Source organism: Fulvimarina uroteuthidis, assembly GCF_034321785.1.
GTDB classification, from domain to species: Bacteria; Pseudomonadota; Alphaproteobacteria; order Rhizobiales; family Rhizobiaceae; genus Fulvimarina; species Fulvimarina uroteuthidis.
Genome location: NZ_JAXLPB010000001.1, coordinates 378,459 through 397,038 on the forward strand (window position 1 = coordinate 378,459; position 18,580 = coordinate 397,038).

Annotated in this window: 20 protein-coding genes; 15 read left to right on the top strand and 5 right to left on the bottom strand. The window is 65.9% G+C overall.

The genetic code is table 11. The annotated features are described in order from the left end of the window. Positions 1-2: 2 nt before the first annotated feature. On the bottom strand, positions 3-1,208 hold the full coding sequence (locus U0C82_RS01720; protein WP_416186616.1) for an ABC transporter substrate-binding protein: 1,206 nt from the start codon (positions 1,206-1,208) through the stop codon (positions 3-5). 211 nt (positions 1,209-1,419) lie between these two features. Here U0C82_RS01720 and U0C82_RS01725 point away from each other — a divergent pair, with 211 nt between their 5' ends. From U0C82_RS01725 to U0C82_RS01780, 12 genes are all read left to right on the top strand, one after another. Continuing rightward, positions 1,420-2,016, top strand: a complete 597-nt coding sequence (locus U0C82_RS01725) for a DUF3280 domain-containing protein (protein ID WP_322185268.1) — start codon at positions 1,420-1,422, stop codon at positions 2,014-2,016. Beyond that, entirely contained in the window at positions 2,016-3,122 is a 1,107-nt protein-coding gene (locus U0C82_RS01730) for a (5-formylfuran-3-yl)methyl phosphate synthase (protein WP_322185270.1), read from the top strand. The genes U0C82_RS01725 and U0C82_RS01730 overlap by 1 nt, the downstream gene beginning before the upstream one ends. 138 nt (positions 3,123-3,260) lie before the next feature. Beyond that, on the top strand, positions 3,261-3,914 hold the full coding sequence (locus U0C82_RS01735; RefSeq protein ID WP_322185272.1) for an amino acid kinase family protein: 654 nt from the start codon (positions 3,261-3,263) through the stop codon (positions 3,912-3,914). Between the two features lie 58 nt (positions 3,915-3,972). After that, entirely contained in the window at positions 3,973-5,403 is a 1,431-nt protein-coding gene (locus U0C82_RS01740) for a DUF6513 domain-containing protein (RefSeq protein WP_322185274.1), read from the top strand. Between the two features lie 36 nt (positions 5,404-5,439). Further along, entirely contained in the window at positions 5,440-6,021 is a 582-nt protein-coding gene (locus U0C82_RS01745; protein ID WP_322185276.1) for a DUF447 domain-containing protein, read from the top strand. 177 nt (positions 6,022-6,198) lie between these two features. Then, positions 6,199-7,644, top strand: a complete 1,446-nt coding sequence (locus tag U0C82_RS01750; protein WP_322185278.1) for a homospermidine synthase — start codon at positions 6,199-6,201, stop codon at positions 7,642-7,644. Between the two features lie 108 nt (positions 7,645-7,752). Further along, positions 7,753-8,193: a nuclear transport factor 2 family protein gene (locus U0C82_RS01755; RefSeq protein ID WP_322185280.1), complete on the top strand. Its 441-nt coding sequence runs from the start codon at positions 7,753-7,755 to the stop codon at positions 8,191-8,193. A gap of 170 nt (positions 8,194-8,363) precedes the next feature. After that, entirely contained in the window at positions 8,364-8,729 is a 366-nt protein-coding gene (locus U0C82_RS01760) for an Omp10 family outer membrane lipoprotein (protein ID WP_322185282.1), read from the top strand. A 418-nt stretch (positions 8,730-9,147) separates the two neighbouring features. After that, entirely contained in the window at positions 9,148-10,209 is a 1,062-nt protein-coding gene (gene hemH / locus U0C82_RS01765; RefSeq protein WP_322185285.1) for a ferrochelatase, read from the top strand. 19 nt (positions 10,210-10,228) lie between these two features. After that, positions 10,229-10,612 (top strand): diacylglycerol kinase, encoded by a 384-nt coding sequence (locus U0C82_RS01770; protein WP_322185288.1) that lies wholly within the window; start codon positions 10,229-10,231, stop codon positions 10,610-10,612. Positions 10,613-10,708: 96 nt separating this feature from the next. Continuing rightward, complete coding sequence (locus U0C82_RS01775) at positions 10,709-11,746, top strand: SPFH domain-containing protein (protein WP_322185290.1); 1,038 nt, start codon at positions 10,709-10,711, stop codon at positions 11,744-11,746. Positions 11,747-11,749: 3 nt separating this feature from the next. Beyond that, the gene (locus tag U0C82_RS01780) at positions 11,750-12,229 is read left to right on the top strand and encodes an NfeD family protein (protein WP_322185292.1); all 480 of its coding nucleotides are present in this window, start codon (positions 11,750-11,752) and stop codon (positions 12,227-12,229) included. Positions 12,230-12,333: 104 nt separating this feature from the next. On the opposite strand, the gene U0C82_RS01785 is transcribed toward U0C82_RS01780, so the two are convergent. The 3 genes from U0C82_RS01785 to U0C82_RS01795 all read right to left on the bottom strand — a co-directional run bounded on the left by U0C82_RS01785 (position 12,334) and on the right by U0C82_RS01795 (position 14,828). Beyond that, a complete protein-coding gene (locus tag U0C82_RS01785) occupies positions 12,334-13,500 on the bottom strand; it encodes a nickel/cobalt transporter (protein WP_322185294.1) in 1,167 nt (388 codons plus the stop codon). A 6-nt stretch (positions 13,501-13,506) separates the two neighbouring features. Further along, the gene (locus tag U0C82_RS01790; RefSeq protein WP_322185296.1) at positions 13,507-14,187 is read right to left on the bottom strand and encodes a DUF1007 family protein; all 681 of its coding nucleotides are present in this window, start codon (positions 14,185-14,187) and stop codon (positions 13,507-13,509) included. 119 nt (positions 14,188-14,306) lie between these two features. Further along, positions 14,307-14,828, bottom strand: coding sequence for a L,D-transpeptidase (locus tag U0C82_RS01795; RefSeq protein WP_322185299.1), 522 nt, complete (start codon positions 14,826-14,828; stop codon positions 14,307-14,309). A gap of 257 nt (positions 14,829-15,085) precedes the next feature. On the opposite strand from U0C82_RS01795, the gene U0C82_RS01800 reads away from it, so the two are divergent. From U0C82_RS01800 to cls, 3 genes are read left to right on the top strand one after another with little or no spacing between them, the layout of a single operon-like run. Beyond that, the gene (locus U0C82_RS01800; RefSeq protein ID WP_322185302.1) at positions 15,086-15,994 is read left to right on the top strand and encodes a 2-dehydro-3-deoxygalactonokinase; all 909 of its coding nucleotides are present in this window, start codon (positions 15,086-15,088) and stop codon (positions 15,992-15,994) included. Beyond that, positions 15,991-16,596, top strand: a complete 606-nt coding sequence (locus tag U0C82_RS01805; protein ID WP_322185305.1) for a 2-dehydro-3-deoxy-6-phosphogalactonate aldolase — start codon at positions 15,991-15,993, stop codon at positions 16,594-16,596. The genes U0C82_RS01800 and U0C82_RS01805 overlap by 4 nt, the downstream gene beginning before the upstream one ends. Before the next feature lie 9 nt (positions 16,597-16,605). Continuing rightward, positions 16,606-18,003, top strand: a complete 1,398-nt coding sequence (cls, locus tag U0C82_RS01810) for a cardiolipin synthase (protein ID WP_322185307.1) — start codon at positions 16,606-16,608, stop codon at positions 18,001-18,003. Here cls and U0C82_RS01815 read toward each other — a convergent pair. Next, on the bottom strand, positions 17,998-18,561 hold the full coding sequence (locus U0C82_RS01815) for a DedA family protein (RefSeq protein ID WP_322185309.1): 564 nt from the start codon (positions 18,559-18,561) through the stop codon (positions 17,998-18,000). The genes cls and U0C82_RS01815 overlap by 6 nt on opposite strands. Between the last annotated feature and the right edge of the window lie 19 nt (positions 18,562-18,580).

Here is an 18,580-nt window from a genome sequence, read left to right on the forward strand (position 1 = left end):
CGTCAGAACGAGCAGGCGCTTTCGGGCCGGTCGAGACCCATCGTGTCGAGATCCGAGACCTGGTGCAGGAAGCCTTCCTGCGGCGACGCCGAGACGACCGAATCCTCGGTCGCCAGGAGCACCGGCTGGCGCAGCTGCCAGTTCCAGTCGCGGAACGTCAGGCGCTGTCCCTTGAAGGCCGCGACGGTGAAATCGTCGGACTTGATGAATTCGTCGAGCACCTCGGGGTCGGTCGACTGCGTGCGCGAGGCCGCCTCGCCGACGATCCGCACCGCCGTCCAGGCCTGCATGTCCTTCGATTCCATGCGCCGGCCGCTGGCATCCTCGAAACGGTTCTGGATCTGCGCGCCGCCCCACTGCTCGCTCGCCGGGTGCCAGGAGCCCGGCGTCAGACCGGACGTGCCGGCGACGGGCCGCGGAATCCACGTTCTCCACGGAACGTAGGAGCCGAAGACCTCGCTTTCGTCGGCCACGATCAGAACGTCGTGTTCCGGGAGATCCTGAAGGAAGACCGGGAGCTGACGCTGAACGAGCGCCTGTCCCGAATCCGTCGCGCGCGCCCCGCCCGCATCCTCGAAGGTCTTCTCTCCGACGATGTTGCCGCCGAACTTCGTCGCCGATCGCTTCATCGATTCCGCAAACAGCCTGTCCGGCTCGTGCTCGCCCGCGACGAGCGCCCAGTCGCGCCACTGCTTCCACATCAGATATTGCGCCAGCCCGTCGGTGAGCATCGCGTAGGAGGGCGCGGTGTGCAGCATGTTGGCGCGACAGTCCGCGTCGCGAAGCCGCGTGTCGAGCGCTCCGGCATTGAGGACGAGGGCATTTTCGGCAGCGGCCAGATCGGCGACGGCGAGCGTGTCGTTCGCATTCAGATCGGTGACGATGTAGTGGACGCCGTCAGCGAGCATCTTCTGCGCCGCCGGCGCCACATCGTCGCCGGGCGCGAGCGTGACGACGTCCAGGGTGAAATCCTGCCCCATGAACGACCCGGTCGTGTTGTTGTCGGCGATGGCGACCTCGGCACCGGCAAGGCCGATATCCTCCGGCGGGATGTCGAGGACGGACAGGGCGAGGGTCGGCTCGTAGGTGCGAAGATAGCCGATCTTGACCTCGGACGCCTGGTTCTGGGATCCGGACGCGGCGGGCTGTCCGGGTGCCGGGGACGCTGCCGGCGCGGGATCGGCCGGCGCGTCCTGCGCCTTGACCATGCCGGCGCCAGCCGTCATTGCGAGCGCCAGCGGGGCAGCAAGCAAGGCGTTGCGGAAATGCGTCGAGCGGGTGTTTGCGGTCATGGCTGCGTGCGCCTCTTCGTGAAGGATTGCTTGCCTCGGTCAAGACCCGTTTCGGTTTGATCGCGGGTCGGCGTGCGTTAAACCTATGTATCTTAAAGAGCGGTGGGCGCCGCGATGGGAGGCAATCATGGTCGAAGCACATGTTCTCGGAGGCAGGAAAGCAAGGCAAGCTGGATTTTTTCCCGTTGTCGTCGCGGCGATCGCCCTGATGACGACGGCGTCGCTCGCGCAGGAGCCGGCGGCTTCCGCGCCGGACACGAACGCGGCAGCCATTGCGCAGACGCAGCGCGTCGCCGTGTTTCCGTTCGAGCTGGTCGATTCCAGCCTCGAAGGGTCGATGATGGGCGTGAACGCCGACGAAACGAAACGCCTGGCCATGATGGCACCTGCCATGCGCAAGAATTTCGAGACCCTCGACGGCTTCGAGGTGATGGATTCATCGGCCGCAGACGAGAAGGTCGCGAACGTCCATCTGGAGAGCTGCGGCAATTGCGGGGTGACCTTCGCCCGCGACCTGGGCGCCGACGTCGTGGTGCTGGGCACCGTCCAGAAGGTCTCGAACCTCATCCTCAACATCAACGCCTATGTCTACGACGTCGCATCCGGCGAACAGATCGCCCGCGGCAGCGCGGACATCCGCTCCAACACCGATAAGAGCTGGCAGAAGGGGCTCGAATATCTGTTCGAGAACGTTCTGAAGACCCAGATCGAGACCCGGTCCTGATGATCAAGCTTCTCGCCAGCGTCTCGGGCCCTGCCGAAGCGCTCGTCGCCCTGCGCGGCGGTGCCGACATCATCGACCTGAAGAACCCGTCCGACGGCGCGCTCGGCGCCGTCTCCCCGAAGATCATCGAGGAGACCATCGCGGCCGTCGGCGCGCGGCGCGCGATCTCGGCGGTCGCCGGCAATCTGCCGATGGAGCCGGAGGCGGTCGCCCGCGCGATCGAAGCGCGGTGTGCGGCCGACTACGTGAAGATCGGCCTGTTTCCGGCAAGCCGCGAAGACATTGCGGCGGTGATCGAGGCGGCGAGCCATTACAGCGAGAAGAGCCTCCTCATCGCGGTGCTCTTCGCCGATCGCGAGCCGGACTTCAGCCTTCTCGAAGAGCTCGCCGATCACGGCTTCTGCGGCGCGATGCTCGATACGATGGAAAAAGGCGCGGGCGGGCTGACGCGGCACCTGTCGCCGGCGAGATTGCGCGACTTCGTCACCCGCGCCAAGTCGCTCAACCTGATGGTCGGGCTCGCGGGCTCGCTCGAAGCCCCGGACGTCCAGCGCCTCAGCATTCTCGAACCCGACTATCTCGGTTTTCGCGGGGCGCTGACCTCCGGCCGGCGCGATGCCGCGATCGACGAGGCGCGGGTCCGCGAGATCGCGACGCTGATTGCGGGAACCTCGAGCATCGCGCATCCTCTCTCCGATCCCTCCCATGCTCTGGATCGGCAGGACGCCCCGGTCATGGCCGGCGGAGATCGCGTCTTCGTCGAGGACTTCGTCCTGCCGCTGGAAATCGGCGCCTATGCGCACGAGCATGGCCGCACGCAGGAGGTTCGCTTCAGCGTCGAGGCGATCGTCGCGCCGATCCCGTCCGCGGCACGGACGATGGCCGACATCTATTCCTACGACGTCATCATCGATGCGATCCGGACGATCGCAGAGGCCGGCCACACCGTGCTCGTGGAGGAACTCGCAACGCGGCTGGCGGAGGATTTGCTTTTGGACCCGCGCGTGCGCCAGATACGCGTCCGCATCGAAAAGCTCGGTCTCGGACCGGGTGCCGTCGGCGTCGAGATCGCGCGCCGACGGCCACAGTCCGCACCGCTTCGCTGATCTTGATCGTGCATCGGCAAGGCCACGGTCCGTCGGTGTCCGCGAACGAAGGGAGTCGTCCGTCCAGAAGAGAAGGCCGTGTCGCGGCGACGAGAAATAAAACGTGCGTTAGCGCTTCAGAAGAGTCATGGTCCGAATATGAAACCTATCACCTTGGTCAAATTGGGCGGCAGCACCGTTCGCTCGCCGAGCCTGCGGAGCTGGATCGCCGCCATCGAACTCGCGGTCGAACCGGTCGTCGTCGTCCCCGGCGGCGGGCCGTTCGCCGACACCATCCGCCGTCATCAGGCCCAGCTCGGCTATGACGATGCGACGGCTCACGAAATGTCCGTCCTGGCGATGGAGCAGTTCGGATGCGTGCTGCTCAATCTCTCCCGGCGGTTCGTCGCCGCAGACAGCGAGGAGACGATCGCCACGGCACTCGAGACCGGCCGTGTGCCGGTCTGGCTTCCGCGCAAGATGGTGATGAGCGCACATGAGATCCCCCAGGACTGGACGGTGACGTCGGACTCGCTTTCGGCCTGGCTCCAGACGCGCCTCGACGCCAGAAACCTCTGTCTGGTCAAGCTCATCGACGTGCCGAAGAATTCCTCGGTCGACGCGCTCTCGCGCGCGGCGGTGGTGGACATGGCCTTTCCGACCATGATCTCGCACGACGCCCTGCTCTATATCGCAGGTCCCGCCGATCTCGGCTCGGCCGGACGGCGGTTTTCCGTCGGCGACGTTCCCGGCCAACTGATTCCCACCTCGGCCGGCTCGACCTCCGGTGACAGTGTGGAGGCTGCGGAATAGGCACGCACCTTTCCGATCGTGCCTTGGCAAACTCCGTCATTTCGGTGACATAGCGGCAATGGCGCGAGAACGCATTCTCTTCCTGACCGGACATCTGGCCCGGCCCCGGCTCGAACGGCTCTTGACCGGTCTCGGCGAGACCGAGTTCGCGTGGTCGATCGCCGATATCGGCGTGAAGGTCGCAGCGCTCGCGACCGGCGACATCATCGAACGGCGGCTGAAGCGGCCGGTCGAAGCCGACAAGGTGGTCCTGCCGGGCCGCTGCCGGGCCGATCTCGACCGCCTGCGCGAAAGCTTCGGCGTGCCCTTCGAGCGCGGACCCGACGAACTCGCCGACCTGCCGGCCCATCTCGGGCGCCAGGGCCCGCCGCCGGACCTGTCCCGTCACGCCATGCGCATCTTCGCCGAAATCGTCGATGCCTCCGCTTTGTCGGTCGAGGAGATCGTCGCCCGCGCCCGTCCGATGCGCGACGAGGGCGCCGACGTCATCGATCTCGGCTGCCTGCCCGATACCCCGTTCGACCACATGGAAGAGACGATCGCCGCGCTGAAGGCGGAAGGGTTCGCCGTCAGCGTCGATTCGGCGAACCGCGACGAGCTTGGCCGGGCGATCGCGGCCGGGGTGGATCATGTCCTGTCTTTGACGGAAGACACGCTCGATCTTGCCGAGGGATCGAGCGTGATGCCGGTCCTGGTGCCGGCGATACCACACGACATGGCCTCGCTCGCCCGCGCGATCGACAAGGCTCGCGCCATGGGCATCCGTTTCATGGCGGACCCGATTCTCGACCCGATCCATTTCGGCTTTTCCGCCTCCCTTTCGCGCTATCACCAGCTGCGGCAGGACTTTCCCGACATCGAGATCCTGATGGGCACCGGCAATCTGACCGAGCTGACCGATGCCGATACGTCGGGCGTCACCGCCATGCTTCTCGGCATCTGTTCCGAGCTCGACATCGGCCATCTGCTGATCGTCCATGTCAGCCCGCACACGCGGCGCACAATCGCCGAGCACGACGCGGCGCGGCGGATGCTGTTCGCGGCCAAGCGGGACAACGCCCTGCCGCGCGGCTATTCGTCGGCTCTCCTGCAGATCCACGACGTCCGACCCTTCACGGCGACCCCCGCCGAGGTCGCGGAGCTGGCCGCGGACGTCAAGGACCGGAACTACCGCATCCAGACGAGCCAGGCCGGGATTCATCTCTACAATCGCGACATACACGCGACGAAGACCGACGCGTTCGAGTTCTTCCCCCATATCGACGTCGGCGGCGATGTCGGCCACGCCTTCTATCTGGGGGCCGAACTGCAGAAGGCCGAGATCGCCTTTCGGCTCGGCAAGCGATATGCGCAGGACAATCCCCTGGACTTCGGCGCCGCCGCCCTCGCCCGCGAGGAGGATCGCACGCGCCTGGAGGCGGCCGGGCATACGCTGAAGGCGGGAAAAGACAAACGAGCCAGGACGAAAGATGCCGCGCCGTCCGGCTGACGCCGGGCGTTCGGCATCGAGGAGAGAAGCAGGACGATGGCATATATCCGCGAAAGCGTTTTGACGACGAGGGCCGAGGACGGGAGCGTGCACATCGCGCCGCTCGGCATCATCGAGGATGGCGAGCACTGGATCGTCGCGCCCTTCCGCCCGTCGACGACGCTCGCCAACATCGAGACGACGGGTCGGGCCGTCGTCAACTATACGGACGATGCGCTGATCTTCGCCGGGTGTCTCACCGGTCGCAGGGACTGGCCGCTCGCGCCGGTCGAAGGCTGCGACATTCCCCGGCTCGCGGCGGCGCTCGCCCACGATGTCCTCGAGGTCGTCGACGTGAAGGAGGACGAGACGCGCCCGCGCTATCGCTGCCGCATCGTCTCGTCCGGCCAGCACGGGCCGTTCACGGGGATGAACCGGGCGAAGGCCGCGGTCTTGGAAGCGGCCATCCTCGCCTCCCGGCTCTCCATGCTGCCGTCGGAGAAGATCGAGGACGAGATCGCCTATCTGAAGATCGCCGTGGACAAGACCGCCGGCCCGGACGAACACAAGGCCTTCGGCTGGCTTCTGGAAAAGATCATCGATCATCTGGCGCGGATGGAGATGGACGAGAAGGCCTAGGCAGCCAAGGGCTTACCCCCTTGCGCGCCGCCGATCGTTAGACCATTCGTCGCATTCGAGCGACGCTCCGCCGCCGGCTCCCCTTCCATTCGGCGTCAAAACCGTCTAGCCGACCGGCTTGAAGCCGGACGTTTCCCAAGGCCGGCATGACCCGACGCGATCAGAGGAGCCTCTTCGATGGCCCATCCCGATTATCCGACCCACGCCAAGATTTCCGGACCGATCGTCATGATCGGCTTCGGCTCGATCGGCAAAGGCACATTGCCTCTCATCGAGCGTCATTTCGACTACGATCCGAAGCGGTTCGTCGTCATCGATCCGGTCGATGACGACAAGCATCTCCTCGACGAGCGCGGCATCCGCTTCGTCAAGGAGGCCGTCACCAGGCAGAACTATCGCGACCTCCTCACGCCGCTCCTCACCGAGGGCGAGGGCCAGGGCTTCTGCGTCAACCTGTCGGTCGACACGGGCTCGCTCGATCTCATCAAGCTGTGCCGCGAGCTCGGCGTCCTCTACATCGACACGGTGGTCGAGCCCTGGCTCGGCTTCTACTTCGACAAGAGCATGTCGAACGCCGACCGCACCAATTATGCGCTGCGCGAGACCGTACGCAAGGAAAAGCGGGACAATCCCGGCGGCACCACGGCCGTCTCGTGCTGCGGCGCCAATCCGGGCATGGTGTCCTGGTTCGTCAAGCAGGGCCTCGTCGACGTCGCGAACGCGATCGGCATCGACTATGAAGAGCCGGCCTTCGACGATCGCAACGGCTGGGCGAAACTGATGAAGAAGACGGGCGTCAAGGGCGTCCACATCGCCGAGCGCGACACCCAGCGCGCCAAGAGCCCCAAGCCGATGGACGTGTTCTGGAACACCTGGTCCGTCGAGGGCTTCCTGTCGGAAGGCATGCAGCCCTCGGAGCTCGGCTGGGGCACCCACGAGAACTGGATGCCGAAGAACGCCAAGACCCACAAGAAGGGCAACCAGGCCGCGATCTATCTGGAGCAGCCGGGTGCCAACACGCGCGTGCGCTCATGGTGCCCGACCCCCGGCGCCCAGTACGGCTTCCTCGTCACCCACAACGAATCGATCTCGATCGCCGACTATTTCACCCATCGCAACAAGAAGGACGAGGTGACCTACCGTCCGACCTGTCACTATGCCTATCATCCGGCGAACGATGCGGTGCTTTCCCTGCACGAGCTCTTCGGCGCCGCCGGCAAGGTTCAGTCGAAGCTGCACGTTCTCGACGAGACCGAGATCGCCGACGGCATCGACGAATTGGGCGTCCTCCTCTACGGGCACGACCGCAACGCCTACTGGTACGGCTCCCAGCTTTCGATCGAGGAAACCCGCAAGATCGCGCCCTACCAGAACGCGACCGGCCTGCAGGTGACGTCCGCGGTGCTCGCCGGCATGGTCTGGGCGTTGGAAAACTCCGAGGCCGGGATCGTCGAGGCGGACGAAATGGACTATAAGCGGTGCCTCGAAGTCCAGTCGCCCTATCTCGGTCCCGTCAAGGGCTACTACACGGACTGGACGCCATTGACCGATCGTCCGGGCCTCTTTCCCGAGGATATCGACGCGGAAGACCCATGGCAGTTCCGGAATATCCTCGTGCGTTAAGTCTTTCCCGACATTCGCTTTCAGGTCCGGTGATGAAGGCGCGGCGCGCGGACGGTCGAGGCAACCCGATCGTCCGCGTTGCGTTATACCGGGGCTGGAGAGTAACGAATGACCAATCTCGATCAAAAACGCCACGTCGTCGAAGACGTGATGCGGGCGGTGATGACCGGTGAAACCGGATCGATCGCAAAACGCTTCTACCCCGGCGCGCAGGTCCTGCAGCGCAGCAATGCGGGCGCGACCGACGCGCCCTGGTTCGAGCGGATGGAAGGCGAGTTCTTCCTGGCCGGAGAGGAGGAGACCGGCGCGTTCCTGCAGGAACTCCTGAAGCGCGCGAGCTACCTCTCCTACGAGATCCGGGGCCTCATCTGCGAGGACGACGAAGCCGCCAGTCGCTGCGACTGGTCCCGGCGCGACGATGATACGGGCACGCTCGTCACGGGCACGACCATGTACTGGTTCACCTTTTCCAGCGACAACCGCATCAAGTCGCTCGAGACCCTGGGCGCGATCCACTCGGTCCTGCCGCGGCGGAGAAATCCGACCTAGCGACGTACTCACGCGTGAGGCAGGCATTAACCACGCGGCAAGACCGACCGCGCTCCCCACTATCGGCGAGCGTTGAGAATTGATTAAGATTGTTCCCATCGAGGTTTTCCTGCAACCGGGCCGGATCTCCGACTCGCTCACGCACGATGGACACAAGGGTTTCTGACGCCATGCGCCGTATCGCACTCACCACAGCACTCGTCTCGACCGTTTTTCTCGCCGCCTGCCAGACCGGCGGTCAGGAGGATCTGCCGCCGGCCGCGCCGCAGGGCGTCGACGGGCGCTGGACCTCGGTCGGCGGGCCGGTCAGCTATTCGGCGAACTTCACCAACGGACAGTTCCGCTCGGTCGAACAGGCCACCGGCGCCGTTCTGGCGCAGGGCACCTATTCGAACCTGGGCCCCGGCCAGATCAGCATCGTCTACCGTCCGACGACCCGCAACGAGGAAGTGGCCGCGAACTGCAATCAGGTCGAGGCGAACAAGCTGGCCTGCGCGACCTCGACCGGCAACCGGTTCGAGCTCCTTCGAGCCTGATCTCGCAAGGCTCCGCCGTCCGGGCGCCCACCTTCCGGGCAGGTGCGTCCCGCGCGAGTGTGTCCCGGGCGATCCTGCAGCCGCGCCATGACGGCGTCATGCCTTTCCCGAAGAGGCGTGTCCGGACGCGTTTGGTCGGCACGAAGCCGCCCGCACCTCATCCGCACCGCACTGTATGCCGGGAACGCGGCGCGCGGGCCGATCGCAACCTTCGGGCGCGGATGGCCCCGCGCGGCCGATTCGCCAGCGAACTTTCTCCCCTTTGCGCCGCTTCGCCACGTTTCATCGCGCGGCGAATTCATTATATCGGGGCGACGCTCCGTGCTCCGGCTCGGCCGGAGGTCACGGGTGCCGGACGAAATCCGCCTCAGGATGGTCCGTCGAAAGCTTCTGAACAGGGTGCGCAAAGGCGAGAGTAATGAACGCGTTGACGAAAACCATGGCCGAACGGGCCATCGGCCCCCTTCCCGCCGGCCATCCCGTCGTCCGCACTCCGAAAGTTGGCGTCCTTCTCGTCAATCTCGGCACGCCCGACGGCACCGACTTCAAGCCGATGCGCCGGTATTTGAAGGAGTTCCTGTCCGACAGCCGCGTCATCGAATGGCCGAAGATCGCCTGGTATCCAATCCTCTACGGCATCGTTCTCAACACCCGTCCCAAGAAGTCCGGCAAGGCCTATGCCGAGATCTGGAACGAGGAAATGAACGAATCGCCCCTGCGCACCTTCACCCGCGCGCAGGGCGAGAAGCTCGCCGTGCGCATGGCGGCGCACGAGAACGTCGTCGTCGACTGGGCGATGCGCTACGGCCAGCCCTCGATCGCGGAACGCACGGACTTTCTGATGAGCCAGGGTTGCGAGCGCGTGCTCGTCTTCCCGCTCTATCCGCAATACGCCGCCTCCACCACCGCGACGGTGAACGACAAGTTCTTCGAGCACATGATGGGCCAGCGCTGGATGCCGGCCGTGCGGACCGTCCCCGCCTATCACGACGAGCCGGTCTATATCGATGCGCTCGCCCGCTCGATCGAGAGCCATTTCGCGACGCTCGATTTCGTACCCGAGCGCGTGATCGCCTCCTATCATGGCATTCCGCAGAGTTACTTCCGCAAGGGCGATCCCTATCACTGCCATTGCCAGAAGACCTCGCGACTGCTCGAACAGCGCCTCGGCTGGGAGCCCGGCCGCTTCATGACCTGCTTCCAGTCCCGCTTCGGCCCTGAGGAATGGCTGCAGCCCTATACCGACAAGACCGTCGAGGCGCTCGCCAGGGAGGGGATCAAGAGCATTGCGGTGTTCAATCCGGGTTTCGTCTCCGACTGCCTGGAAACGCTCGAGGAGATCGCGGGCGAAGCCGGCGAGATCTTCCACGAGGCCGGCGGCGTGAACTTCACGCACATTCCGTGCCTCAACGATTCCGAGCCCGGAATGGACGTGATCGAGGCAATGGTCCGGCGCGAGCTCCGGGGCTGGGTTGACTAGACCAAGCGAAGGCGACCGGTTGCCCGAGGCAAGGGCGAAGCGCACGGTCCCGCCGCGAAAGACGGGACTGAACCATCTGATCGCCTCGACGCGCTATTCCTGTGCGGGGTTCCGGCGCGCATTGCACGAAGCGGCATTCCGACAGGAACTGGTCGCGTTCGCCATCGTCATGGCCTGGCAGGTCGGCCTTCAATCGCCGCTCCTCCTGATTCTGGCGCAGGCGGTTGCAGGGTTCGTACTTCTGGCGACGGAAGCCCTCAACACCGCGATCGAGGAAGTCGTCGATCACCTCACCCCGGAATACAGCACGATGGGGAAGAACGCCAAGGATCTCGGCTCCTTCGCCGTCTGCTGCCTTCTCGTCGCGAACGGGCTGATCGCGCTGGCGGCCTTCTTCGTGTGACGTCGCCCCCACGGCCACACGTTTCCCGCCGGCGGGAAATGATGCTATCTAGGATCCGTGTGAATTGCGCGTCTGGCGCGAACGAGGATTTCGGTCGTGGATCTCTTCCTGTCTCCCGGTCTGATCGCCACCATCGTGCTGGTCCTGATCGTGCTGTTCATCCTGAAGTCGATCATCAAGGTCGTTCCGCAGGGCTACAACTGGACGGTCGAGAATTTCGGCCGCTACACGCGCACCCTCACCCCCGGCCTCAGCCTTCTCGTGCCGTTCATCGAACGGGTCGGGCACAAGATGAACATGATGGAGCAGGTGCTCGATGTTCCGACACAGGAGGTCATCACGCGCGACAACGCCTCCGTCGCCGCCGACGGCGTCGCCTTCTACCAGATCCTCGATGCGCGCGCGGCTGCCTACGAGGTCTCCGGTCTTCAATATGCGATCCTCAACCTCGTCATGACCAATCTGAGGTCGGTCATGGGCTCGATGGATCTCGACGATCTCCTTTCGAACCGGGACTCGATCTCGGAGCGCATCCTGCGGGTGGTGGACGAGGCCTCCCATGCGTGGGGCATCAAGATCACCCGGATCGAGATCAAGGACATCAACCCGCCCAAGAACCTCGTCGACGCCATGGCCCGGCAGATGATGGCCGAGCGCGAGAAGCGTGCCGACATCCTCGAAGCCGAAGGCTCCAAGAACGCCGCGATTCTGCGAGCCGAAGGCGAGAAGCAGGCGCAGATCCTGAAGGCCGAAGGCATGCGGGACGCAGCCTTCCGCGAGGCCGAGTCCCGCGAACGCCTCGCCGAGGCCGAAGCCAAGGCCACCCAGATGGTCTCCGAGGCGATCGCGGCCGGCGACGTGCAGGCGATCAATTACTTCGTCGCGCAGAAATACACCGAGGCGCTCGGCAAGATCGCCTCCGCACCCAACCAGCGCGTGGTGCTGATGCCGCTCGAAGCCTCCTCGATCATGGGATCGATCGCGGGGATCGCCGAGCTTACGAAGGCGGCGTTCGGCGAGGAGGGACAGGTCAGGAAGCCCGGCCCGCATCCCGCGCCGAGGCCCAGCGGCCCGGCAGCCGCGACGTCCGAATTTCCCGCGTCGCGGACGACCCGCGCGCCAAGCGACGGGTAACCCATGTTCGATCTCTTCGAACCCGAGCACTGGTGGTGGATCGCGGGCTTCGCCCTCATCGCGCTGGAGCTTGCCGTACCCGGGATCTACTTTCTCTTCTTCGGTCTTGCCGCGCTGATCGTCGGCACGAACGCATTCTTCCTGCCCGCAGGCCTTTTCGGCGTCGGGCAACAGCTCTTGGCCTTCGCCGCCGTCAGCGCCGCCGCGATCTATCTGGGCGGGCGCTGGTATCGCGCGAGCCGGGGAACGAAAGACGACGCGCCCGAGAACCCGGCGCACAGGCTGGTCGGACGCGAGACCACGCTCAGCCAGCCGATCCGTGCGGGACGCGGACGCGTGAAGCTCGGCGACAGCTGGTGGACGGTGGAAGGCCCCGAACTTCCCGAAGGCACGCCGGTGCGTGTAACCGGCATCACGGGCAGCATCCTGACGGTGGAACCGACAGGCGCCGATCCGGAAAGGCTCGGCGGAACCGCGCCATGACGGCGTCCGGCGGCGGGTTCAGTCCCGGCGGGCGATCGGGCCTTCGTCGGAAAAGCCCCATATCGAGACGGACAGCCGGCCTCCTTGCGTGATCGCCCGGCGCGTCAACCCGCCAGCGCGCCGCCGAGAAGGCCGACGCCCAGGAGCATCAGGAGAAGCGCGCCGGCGATCTCCAGCACCCGTGCCAGAAGCGAGGCGTAGGGCGTGAACCGCCCGGCCCGCTCCAGCGCACCGCGCCCGAGAACCGTCAGCGATGCGAGCACGGAGACGGTGATCGCCGTGCCGAGCGCCATGGCGAAGACCGAAAGCACTCCGCCGAGATAGAGCCCGTTCAACAGGCCGAACGTCAAGATGACGATCGCTCCGGAACAGGGCCGAAGCCCGACCGCGAAGACGGCAGCGACGCCGGATTTCAGCGTCAGGGGGCTCGACAGTGTGTGCGGGGCGGGCATGTGGGCACGGCCGCAGCCGCAATCATCGGGATCGTCGGCGCAAACGGCAGTCCGGTCGAAGCCCTCGGCGGCGGAGATCGAGGTCGCCTGCGCCGGCCGGGCGTTCAGGGAAAGGGACGAGACGCGCGCGGGCGCAGCCGCCTTGCCGGCCGTTTCGCCGCCGCGCCAATCGCTGTCGGCCTGGCTCGCAAAGGCAAGCTGGGAGGAAAACGCCGCATCGCGCCCGGCCATGCGGCGAAATGGCGAGAGCGAGCGGCCGACCCCGGAGCGCACGAGCGGTTCGCGCACCAGCTTTCCGCACGCCCTCGCCAGAAGCCACAGGCCGACGGCGAAGACGAGCGCGTAGGATGCAAGCTCCGCCCAGTCGGTCGCATCGGTCATGGACACGGCGGTTCCGCGCAGGAAGAACCAGCCGAGACCGACGAGAACGAGAGCGCTGACGGCCTGGACGAGGGAGGAGACGAAGGACAGGAAGACGCCGCGCTTCAGCTCGGCCCGGCTTGCCAGCATGTAGGCCGAGATGACCGCCTTGCCGTGGCCGGGGCCGGCGGCGTGAAACACGCCATAGGCGAACGAAAGGCCGACCAGATAGAGAAACCCGTCATCGCCGCGCTTGAGCGACACCAGCGCATGGCGCAGGGCCGAGAAGAACTCGCGCTGCCAAAGGGCGATCTGTGTGAAGAGGCCGGAGAAGATTCCGTCCGACACGGGTGCCGCGACTTCGGCGGTTCCGATGCCGAGCGACGAGCGGGCAAGCGCTTCGCCGCCGGCAAGGCCAATCACCAGTAGCGATCCGAGAACGCGGGAAAGCCGGGTCATGTCGCCTCAGCTCTCGGCCGCGCAGGTCAGTTCCAGGCGGGTCGCCATCACGTCGGCGAACGCGCCGCCTTCCTCGCCCACAGCCTCGTCGGGCCCGAGGGTCGCGATCTCGTCCATCCAGCGCGCCGCCGCTTCGTCCTCGTCCGGCACGTTCAGCGCCTTGCGGCATGTGCCCGGCAGACCGACCAGCTGGAAGGCCTCGGCGCCGCCGGTAAAATCGAAGGCGACGAAGAAGCTCTCGTCGAAATTGGAGACCTTGACGGACTGGGTCGTCAGATCGATCGCCTCGTCGACCGGCATCTCGAAGAAGAGGATCAGCTGCCCGTCTTGGAAGAGCGCATGGACCTTTTCGGGATCCTTCAGCTTGACGTCCCGCACGCCGAGCTCGGCGAAGGTGTAGAAGCCCCACTCGGCGATCGATTCGCGGATCGTCTCGCCGATCGCATCGAGTTCCTCGGCTTCGAGGACGCCCGTCGCATTGGCATCGAAATCGATGACCACGGACGAGGAGAACAGCTCGTCCATCCGCCAGACATTGCGGATCGACACGAACCTGCCGGTGTCGTCGCCGACGAGTTCCACATGGGACTGGATGAACACATGTGGATGTGCCGCCGCCGGCGTGGCCAGACCCATTCCGACCGTTGCCAGTCCGGCCAAGGCCAGCCCTTGCGCGAAAACGCCCATCGATCCACCGCTTATCCGAGACCATATCATTGCTGACGCAGCTCTTGGCGCAAAAGCATGGCCGAAGTTTGAGCGGCGCGAAGGGCCATCACAGCTCCGCGCAAGTCCGGCGAGAACGATCAGCGCAGGACGCGAACCTCGGCGCCGACATGGACCCGCTCGAACAGGTCCTTCACGTCGGCATTGCGCATTCTGAAACAGCCGGCGGAGGCCGCGCTGCCGATGGACCTCGGCGCATTGGTGCCGTGGATGCGATAGGCGCCCCAACCGAGATTGATCGCCCGCTCGCCGAGCGGATTTTTCGGCCCCGGGCCGATGGATTGGGGCAATGAGGGATTCTTCTCGCGCATGGAGGGCGTCGGCACCCAGGTCGGCGCACGGCGCTTCTTGGACACCCAGCTCTTGCCGAACCATTGTTCGCTCGGCTTGCCGACGGCGATGTCGTAGATCATTGCCCGGCCGGGCGCGGTGACGAGATAGAGCTTGCGCTCGCTCGTCTTGATGACGATCGTACCGGGTTCGCCCTCGATTGAGACCGAAGCCTCGGGGCGATCGTCAGCGCCCTCGAGCGCGGCGTTCGCCGGGCCTGCGAAGAGAGCGGACAGGAGGACGACAAGGGCGAAGCGATCAGGTCTCATCATGGGCGAAACGCTAACATGGCTTGCATGGAGCTTGCGTTAACGCCCGCCTTGCCCGACGAAGAGCGACGAGCGGCCGTCGCCGAAAGGACACAGGCCTCGGCGGCACGGATCGGCACGGGCGTTCCGCACCGAGGACGGCCTTTTCGACAAAGGGACGATGATATGGGACCGCGAAACGCGTGATCGACGAAAGACGGGGAGAGACGGCCGTGAACGAGGATGGGCCGAGCCGCGATAGGGCGGAGGGAATAAAAGCCATGCCGGACTGGATCGCGGTCGACTGGGGCACGTCCCATCTGCGCGTCTGGCTGATGGAGCGAAGCGGGGCGGCGATCGGGCAGCGAACATCGAGCCGCGGCATGGGCACCCTCGCCCCGCACGAGTTCGAGCCGGTGCTTCTCGACCTGATCGCCGACAGCCTGCCGGACGCAGGCCCGTTGCCGGTCGTCTGCTGCGGCATGGTCGGCGCGCGGCAGGGCTGGTCGGAAGCGGCCTATGCGAGCCTGCCATGCCCGCCGCCCACGACCGAAACCGCGACGAGGGTCGCGTGCGAAGACGGCCGGATCGAGGTCTTCATTCTGCCCGGCGTTAAGCAGGCCGATCCGCCGGATGTCATGCGCGGCGAGGAAACCCAGATCGCCGGCTTCCTCGCACAGGAGCCGGCCTTCGACGGCGTCCTCTGCCTGCCGGGAACCCATACCAAATGGGTGAGGGTCAGCGGCGGCGAGATCACCGGCCTGCGCACGTTCATGACGGGCGAGCTGTTCGCGCTCCTGTCCACCCGATCGGTCCTGCGGCATTCGGTCGGCGGCGACGCATTCGACGCGGCCGATTTTCGCCGTGCGGTCTCGGGCATCGTGGACGACCCCGCAGGCCTGGCGGCCAGGCTGTTTTCCATCCGGGCGGGATCCCTGCTCGACGGCGACGATCCGGGACGTTCCCGCGCGACGCTTTCGGGGCTCCTGATCGGCGCCGAGCTTGCCGCTTCCGCCGATATCTGGAAAGGCCGAAACGTGTGCATCATCGGTGCGGGCGGCCTGTCCGACCTGTACCGCCAGGCCATCGAGACGAAACAGGTTTCCGTCCGCACGGTGTCCGGGGATGGTATGACGCTCGCGGGACTCGTCGCCGCCTATCGCGAACTCAGAAAGACACACCAGCCATGACACGAGACATCATCGCCATCCTGCGCGGACTGACGCCCGGCGAAGCCTGCGAGATCGCCGACGTGCTGATCGAGGCGGGAATCACGAAGATCGAGGTGCCGCTGAATTCCCCCGAACCCTTCGACAGCATTGCCCGCATGATCGCTCATGCGGGCAATGCTGCCATCATTGGGGCCGGCACGGTTCTCGACGTGGGCGCCGTGGAGCGACTGGCCGGTATCGGCGCTCAGATGGTGGTGTCGCCCGATGCCTTTCCCGACGTGATCGGCGCGACGAAACGGGCCGGCATGCTGTCCTATCCCGGCGTGATGACCGCGACGGAGGCGTTTGCGGCGCTCAGAGCCGGCGCCGACGGGCTGAAGTTCTTTCCCGCCTTCAAGCTGGGAACGGACGGATATGCGGCGCTCTCGGCTGTGCTCCCGAAGGGCACCCGGTGCTTTGCGGTGGGCGGCGTCGGGCCGGACGATTTCCAGGCCTGGCGCGACGTCGGCATTGCGGGCTTCGGCATCGGAAGCGGCGTCTACAAGCCCGGCATGAGCGCCGCCGACGTCAGGACCCGTGCGAACGACCTCGTCTCGGCTTACGACACCGCCTTCCGCTGACGCGTGTCCATGTTAGACACGTCGACCTTCGCGCTGATCTATCTTCTGGCGGAATGGGCGATCCGGCTGGTGATGATCGTCGTCATCCCGCTGCGCCGACCGCCGGAGGCGGCGCGCAGCTGGCTGCTCCTCGTCCTTTTCCTGCCGATCCCTGCCCTCGTCTTCTATCGCCTGATCGGGCGCGCACGATTTCCGGCATGGCGACGCAGGCGGTTCGAGGCGACCGAGCCTTCCCGGCGCGCGGCTGCCACGTCCCTCGCCGCCCGGTCTTTCGTCCAAACGCCGCTGTCCCGGCTCGCGCAGACGCTCGGCGGGTTCCCCGTCTGCGAAGGCAATGCCATCACGCTCCTTACGGGCTACGACGAGACGATCGAGCGCATGGTGGACGACATCGACCGCGCGCGAACCCGCGTCCACCTTCTCACCTACATCTTCGCCGACGACCGGACCGGGCAGATGATCGGGCGCGCGCTGGGACGCGCGGTGCGCCGCGGCGTGGCGGTTCGCGTTCTCATCGATGCCCTGGGAAGTCGCCCCTGGGCCGAACGGTCGATGGCCATGCTTCGGGCCGAGGGCGTCGATGCGCGGCTCGTCCTGCCGGTGCGGCTCGCCGCGTTCCGCAGCCCGCGCAGCGACCTGCGCAATCACCGCAAGCTCTGCCTGATCGACGGCGCTGTCGGCTATATCGGCTCGCAGAACATCGTCAATCGCGACTTCAAGCCGGGCATCGTCAACGACGAACTCGTCGCACGGGTCGCCGGCCCCGTCACCACCGCCCTCGACGCCTTGTTCTCGAGCGACTGGTATCTGGAGACGCAGGAAGAACTGAAGCCGCCGGCGATCGCCGCACGCGCCGGCGACGCGGAGCTTCAGACCATGCCGAGCGGACCGGATTTCGGCGTTCCCGGCTTCGAGCGCCTGCTTGTCGAACTCGTCCACACGGCACGGCAGCATGTGGCGATCGTCTCGCCCTACCTCATTCCCGACGAGGCTCTGCTGGTCGCCTTGAAAAACGCCGTCGCGCGCGGCGTGGCGGTCGATCTCATCGTCTCCCGGCTTGCCGACCAGCGCTTGGTGAGCCTTGCGCAGCACTCCTACTATGACGAGCTTCTTGTCGCCGGCATCCACATCCACCGTTACCGCGACCATCTCCTGCACGCCAAGAACGTGCTGATCGACGGCTCTATCGGCGTCGTCGGCTCGAGCAATGCGGACGTGCGGTCCTTCGTGCTCAATGCCGAGGTCAGCCTGATCCTCCACGATGGCGCTACGGCCGGCGCGCTGGCCGTCGTCCAGAAGGCCTGTGTCGCCCGGAGCGATCCGCTGACGCTCGAGGCCTGGCGGTCCCGGCACCGTGCCCGCCGCATCCTCGAAAACGGCGCCCGCCTGGTGAGCCCGCTCCTATGACCGCGCGCGGCGACGCCTGACGAGAAAGACGAGGCCGCCCGCGGCCGCGCAAGCGGCGAGGACGGCGAGCACCACATGTTCGACCGATCTGATCCGCCCGAAGGCCGCCTCGATCGCTTCGCCGAACAGATAGCCGACCGAAACGAAAGCCGCGCCCCAGACGAGAGCCGCCACGAGGTTGATCGCGAGGAAGCGGGTGGCGGCAAGATCCGTGGTACCGACCGCGACGGGGCTGACGGTCCTGAACCCGTAGGCGAACCGGAAGCCGAAGATGAAGAGGACCGGATGCCGCTCGAAGATCGCGAGCGCCCGCCCGAACGCCGGCCTCGTCTTGATGCGCGTCACGAAGGGATGATGGCGGAACCTGCGGCCGAGCATGAAGAACAGCTGATCGGCGACGAACGATCCGGCGGCCGCGCAAAGCATGACGGGCACGAAGGCCAGGATATCCCTGTGCACCATGATCCCGCCCAGAATGACGACGGTCTCGCCTTCGATTCCCGCGCCCAGAAACAGAGCGAACAGCCCATAATGCTCTATGATGCGGGCGAGATCCAAGTCAATCGTCTTCGGTTGC

Coding starts and splice junctions, on each gene's coding strand:
- U0C82_RS01785 (WP_322185294.1), bottom strand. CDS start 13,500: ATGACCCGGCTTTCCCGCGTTCTCGGATCGCTACTGGTGATTGGCCTT.
- U0C82_RS01800 (WP_322185302.1), top strand. CDS start 15,086: ATGCCGGACTGGATCGCGGTCGACTGGGGCACGTCCCATCTGCGCGTC.
- hemH (WP_322185285.1), top strand. CDS start 9,148: ATGAACGCGTTGACGAAAACCATGGCCGAACGGGCCATCGGCCCCCTT.
- U0C82_RS01720 (WP_416186616.1), bottom strand. CDS start 1,208: ATGGTCAAGGCGCAGGACGCGCCGGCCGATCCCGCGCCGGCAGCGTCC.
- U0C82_RS01755 (WP_322185280.1), top strand. CDS start 7,753: ATGACCAATCTCGATCAAAAACGCCACGTCGTCGAAGACGTGATGCGG.
- U0C82_RS01790 (WP_322185296.1), bottom strand. CDS start 14,187: ATGGGCGTTTTCGCGCAAGGGCTGGCCTTGGCCGGACTGGCAACGGTC.
- U0C82_RS01730 (WP_322185270.1), top strand. CDS start 2,016: ATGATCAAGCTTCTCGCCAGCGTCTCGGGCCCTGCCGAAGCGCTCGTC.
- U0C82_RS01740 (WP_322185274.1), top strand. CDS start 3,973: ATGGCGCGAGAACGCATTCTCTTCCTGACCGGACATCTGGCCCGGCCC.
- U0C82_RS01735 (WP_322185272.1), top strand. CDS start 3,261: ATGAAACCTATCACCTTGGTCAAATTGGGCGGCAGCACCGTTCGCTCG.
- cls (WP_322185307.1), top strand. CDS start 16,606: ATGTTAGACACGTCGACCTTCGCGCTGATCTATCTTCTGGCGGAATGG.
- U0C82_RS01795 (WP_322185299.1), bottom strand. CDS start 14,828: ATGATGAGACCTGATCGCTTCGCCCTTGTCGTCCTCCTGTCCGCTCTC.
- U0C82_RS01745 (WP_322185276.1), top strand. CDS start 5,440: ATGGCATATATCCGCGAAAGCGTTTTGACGACGAGGGCCGAGGACGGG.
- U0C82_RS01805 (WP_322185305.1), top strand. CDS start 15,991: ATGACACGAGACATCATCGCCATCCTGCGCGGACTGACGCCCGGCGAA.
- U0C82_RS01780 (WP_322185292.1), top strand. CDS start 11,750: ATGTTCGATCTCTTCGAACCCGAGCACTGGTGGTGGATCGCGGGCTTC.
- U0C82_RS01750 (WP_322185278.1), top strand. CDS start 6,199: ATGGCCCATCCCGATTATCCGACCCACGCCAAGATTTCCGGACCGATC.
- U0C82_RS01760 (WP_322185282.1), top strand. CDS start 8,364: ATGCGCCGTATCGCACTCACCACAGCACTCGTCTCGACCGTTTTTCTC.
- U0C82_RS01725 (WP_322185268.1), top strand. CDS start 1,420: ATGGTCGAAGCACATGTTCTCGGAGGCAGGAAAGCAAGGCAAGCTGGA.